Source organism: Wolbachia endosymbiont of Drosophila leontia, assembly GCF_028981785.1.
GTDB lineage: Bacteria > Pseudomonadota > Alphaproteobacteria > Rickettsiales > Anaplasmataceae > Wolbachia > Wolbachia pipientis.
Genome location: NZ_JAPQLK010000091.1, coordinates 1 through 3,870 on the forward strand (window position 1 = coordinate 1; position 3,870 = coordinate 3,870).

General features: G+C 34.6%; 5 protein-coding genes. 4 read left to right on the forward strand and 1 reads right to left on the reverse strand.

The features are described from left to right. A partial coding sequence (locus OZD63_RS03030) for a transposase (protein ID WP_275008078.1) occupies positions 1 to 142 on the forward strand: 142 nt, incomplete at its 5' end. A gap of 47 nt (positions 143 to 189) precedes the next feature. On the opposite strand, the gene OZD63_RS03035 is transcribed toward OZD63_RS03030, so the two are convergent. Continuing rightward, the gene (locus tag OZD63_RS03035; RefSeq protein WP_006280659.1) at positions 190 to 720 is read right to left on the reverse strand and encodes a Na+/H+ antiporter subunit E; all 531 of its coding nucleotides are present in this window, start codon (positions 718 to 720) and stop codon (positions 190 to 192) included. Between the two features lie 68 nt (positions 721 to 788). Between OZD63_RS03035 and OZD63_RS03040 the strand changes: the two genes are divergently transcribed. The 3 genes from OZD63_RS03040 (at position 789) to lgt (ending at position 3,710) form a co-directional block, all read left to right on the forward strand. After that, the gene (locus OZD63_RS03040) at positions 789 to 2,342 is read left to right on the forward strand and encodes an ankyrin repeat domain-containing protein (RefSeq protein WP_275008075.1); all 1,554 of its coding nucleotides are present in this window, start codon (positions 789 to 791) and stop codon (positions 2,340 to 2,342) included. Between the two features lie 120 nt (positions 2,343 to 2,462). Continuing rightward, positions 2,463 to 2,912, forward strand: coding sequence for an SsrA-binding protein SmpB (gene smpB / locus OZD63_RS03045; protein WP_007548863.1), 450 nt, complete (start codon positions 2,463 to 2,465; stop codon positions 2,910 to 2,912). Between the two features lie 6 nt (positions 2,913 to 2,918). Next, a complete protein-coding gene (gene lgt / locus OZD63_RS03050) occupies positions 2,919 to 3,710 on the forward strand; it encodes a prolipoprotein diacylglyceryl transferase (RefSeq protein ID WP_275008076.1) in 792 nt (263 codons plus the stop codon). Positions 3,711 to 3,870: the final 160 nt, after the last annotated feature.

The window sequence follows — 3,870 nt, forward strand, 5'->3', positions numbered from 1 at the left end:
GCCAAAGAGATGGGTTGTTGAGCGATCTTTTGCTTGGTTAGAAAAATGTAGAAGATTGTGGAAAAATTGCGAACGTAAACTYAACACCAGCTTGCAAATGATTGTCCTTTCCTTCATTTCTCTCCTATTACGAAGATTTTAAACAGGTTCTAAGGGAATATAAGGATGCTGTTAACTTATTTAAAGCAATTACTTAACTGAACGTAGTATTTTTAAGATTTTATTTTCTATTTCAGAAATGCCGCTTTCAAGATCTTTATCTATCAAATACATGGTAGAGAAATATGTTTTCTGCTTACTTTCAACATTGATAGTTAAAGTTCCGGGAGTGATTGTGACTGAATTGGCAAATAACGCAATGCTTTCGTCATTATGCCCTTTGCATTTTCTTAGGATAATAATCGGTTCAAGCTTAGATTTGAGTTGTAGCACCTTTTTTGTTACATAAACACTTGATAAAATGATTTGGTACATTAACCATGGTATATAACTTACTAACTTATAAAACGACAGTCTACTCGTACTATTTAAAATCTGGCTAAGAGCTCTTTCAGCGTTTATCAACCTTCTAAAGATAAACGATGTGAATATACAGGAAAACACTCCACAAAAAATAAAAAACGGCTCAAAATAACCAGACAATACAGTCCATAGAACAAATAAAATTATAAATGACAGAGAAAAAAACTTGATTTCCTTCCTAAAGTTGAGGTTTTTCATAGTCTGTAATATAACTAAAATGACTCTTTAAGGAAAGATAATAACGAATATTTAGGTTCTTGACTTCTATGTTAAAAGATATAACAACTAAGTTATGTATTTTAAGTGAGGAAGTTATGGAATATGATAAATTTATGGAAATATTAAAAAAAATAAATGACCTTTCAGATTTTAGCAAGGACAATATAGTTGAAAAAATAAAAGCTAAGTTACAAGAAGAAGATCCAGATTTATGTCAAGAGTGGGAAAAGAGTAAACCTGACAATGATAGTGGATCTGGCATGAATTACATATTTACTATATCTCGTGGTCAAAATTCTAAGGAAGTCAAATTGTTACATCTTGCTTCTTATTGGAACTGTGCAAATGTAGCAAAAGCTCTGATTGAGAACGGAGCAGATGTTAATGCAGAACATGATAATAAAATTACTCCTTTACATATTGCTGCTCACTATGGCCACGAAGATGTAGTAACCATTCTAACTGGAAAAGGAGCAATTGTTGATGCAAAAAATGGTGATGGATGGACTTCTTTACATTTTGCTGTTGAAAAGAACCACAAAAATGTAGTAAACACTCTAATTGGAAAAGGAGCAAATGTTAATGCAGAAAATGATGAAGGATGGGCTCCTTTACATCTTGCTATTACAAATGGCCACAAAGAGATAGTACAAGTTCTATCAAAAGCAGAAGGAATCAACGTTGATGCAAAAAATAGTGATGGGTGGACTTCTTTACATCTTGCTGCTGCAAATGGCCGCAAAGATATAGTAGAAACTCTAATTGAAAAAGGAGCAGATGTTAATGCGAAAGACCATTATAAATGGACTCCTTTAGCATTTGCTTCTCAAAAAGGCCATAAAGCGGTAAAAGAAGCTCTATTAAAGGCACAAGAGAACATCAAAGCTTTGCGTTCAGCTGTTAAACATAATAATGAGGAGGAGGTGAAAAACCTATCAAATAAAGGAGTAAACGTTAATGCAAAAGATGATGATGGATGTACTCCTTTACATCTTGCTGCCAGAGAGGGCTGCGAAGATGTAGTAAAAATTCTCATTGCAAAAGGAGCAGAGGTTAATGCAAACAATGGTGATAGACGTACTCCTTTACATCTTGCTGCTGAAAATGGCAAAATAAAAGTGGTGGAAGTTCTGCTACACACTGAAGCAGACCCCTCATTAAAAGATGTTGATGGAAAAACGCCAAGAGACCTTACTAAATATCAAGGTATAATTCAGCTTTTAGAGGAAGCGGAAAAAAAGCAAACGTTAAAAAATGAGAATAAAAAAACGCCAGAGGATCTTACTGAAAATAAAGATGTAATGCAGCTTCCAGAGAAAAAGGAAGAAAAACAGGTTGGAAAAAATGCAATTGTGAAAGAAAAAGAACAATCTGCAAAAAATGCAATTGTAAAAGGTGTTATTGTGTGTTTTGTAACTGCAGTGATAGTTGGTGTTGCACTTGCATTTGCTACTGCCCTATCTGTACCAGCAATAATTGGACTAGCTGCAGAATCTGCGCTCATAGTTGGTGCTGGTCAATATATAATGTCAAAGCCTAAAACTGAAATGCAAGAAGTAAAGGAACTTGTGCCTAGAGAGACAGAAAAAGCACTTACTTGATTTTTGTTATCCTGTTGCTATCAGACTAGCCTGGCACCTTATATTCATTGGGATAACTGTTTTATTATGAATTAAGTCAAAAACTCTGTAGTATATTGAAGCTTAAAGATATCTTTAGATATGGAAGTTATTGCAGAAAATAGGAAAGCAAGGTTTGAATATTTCATCTTAGAAGAATTTGAAGCGGGTATGGTCTTATTAAGCAGTGAAGTTAAATCGCTAAGAGAAAGAAAAGTAAATATTTCCGACGCCTACGTTGTTGAAAAGAATAGCGAAGTATGGCTGCACAATATGCATATTGCAGAATATAAAGCTGCGAACCGAAAAAATCATAAACCAAAAAGGGAACGTAAATTACTCTTGCATAAAAAGGAGATAAATAAACTAATTGGTCAAATCAAGACTGCTGGGATAACTGTTGTGCCGCTTTCGGTCTATTTTAACGATAAAGGATTTGCAAAAACTAAAATTGCCATTGTAAAAGGAAAAAAACTCTACGATAAGAGAGCAACCATAAAACAGAGAGAGTGGGATCGTGAAAAAAGTAGATTGTCTAAGAATAATTTATAGCAAAATATGTCTTTAAATCCAGTAATTTTCAGCATCGGTCCTGTTTCTATATATTGGTATTCTTTAGCATATGTTTTAGGTATAGTGTTTGCATATTGGTATTTACATAAGCTAGATGACCAAAAAATATTTACTAAGAATTTTTACGATTCGTTATTAACAGCCACTATTGTAGGTATTATCCTTGGAGGCAGACTTGGCTACGTATTGATATATGATCCAGTTCTTTATATAAGCAACCCTATCGAGATATTGAAGACCTGGGAAGGAGGGATGTCATTTCATGGTGGTGCTATAGGAGTTTTGCTTGCAGTAATAATTTCATGTAAAAGACATAACATTCCTATATTTTATGCACTGAACCTAGTTTCTTGCGGAGTTCCCATAGGTTTATTTTTAGGTCGCATAGGCAATTTTATAAACGGAGAGTTATTTGGCAGGGTAACAAATGTGCCGTGGGGTATGGTATTTCCAGAGAGTGGTGATAATTTGCTGCGCCATCCAAGCCAGCTTTATGAGGCACTTTTTGAAGGACTGCTACTTTTTGCAGTTGCAAATTCACTGTTTTTCTTAACTAGAATAAGACTGTATCACGGTGCGTTAACTGGTATTGCAGTTATGTGGTATGGAATAGCACGTTTTTTCGTTGAGTTTTTTCGCGAACCAGACTATCAAATTGGCTATTTGTGGCTTGATTTAACTATGGGGCAGTTGCTTTCTATACCTATGGTTTTGCTAGGAATGCTTGTATATCTAGGCGCATTAAATTTAAAATTTAATACGAAATCTGTCACATAGAGAAAAGGTGAGTTCAATAGAAAAATGTAGCCAGAAGCCCCACATTATGCACAATTGTACGAATTTTCTGCGTTGCAGTAGAATGAATCGGTGGGCTTTGTTGCATCGCTAGCTATGATGGATTAAAGATAAAAAAAGGTGGAGTATATCAGTAGCTTAT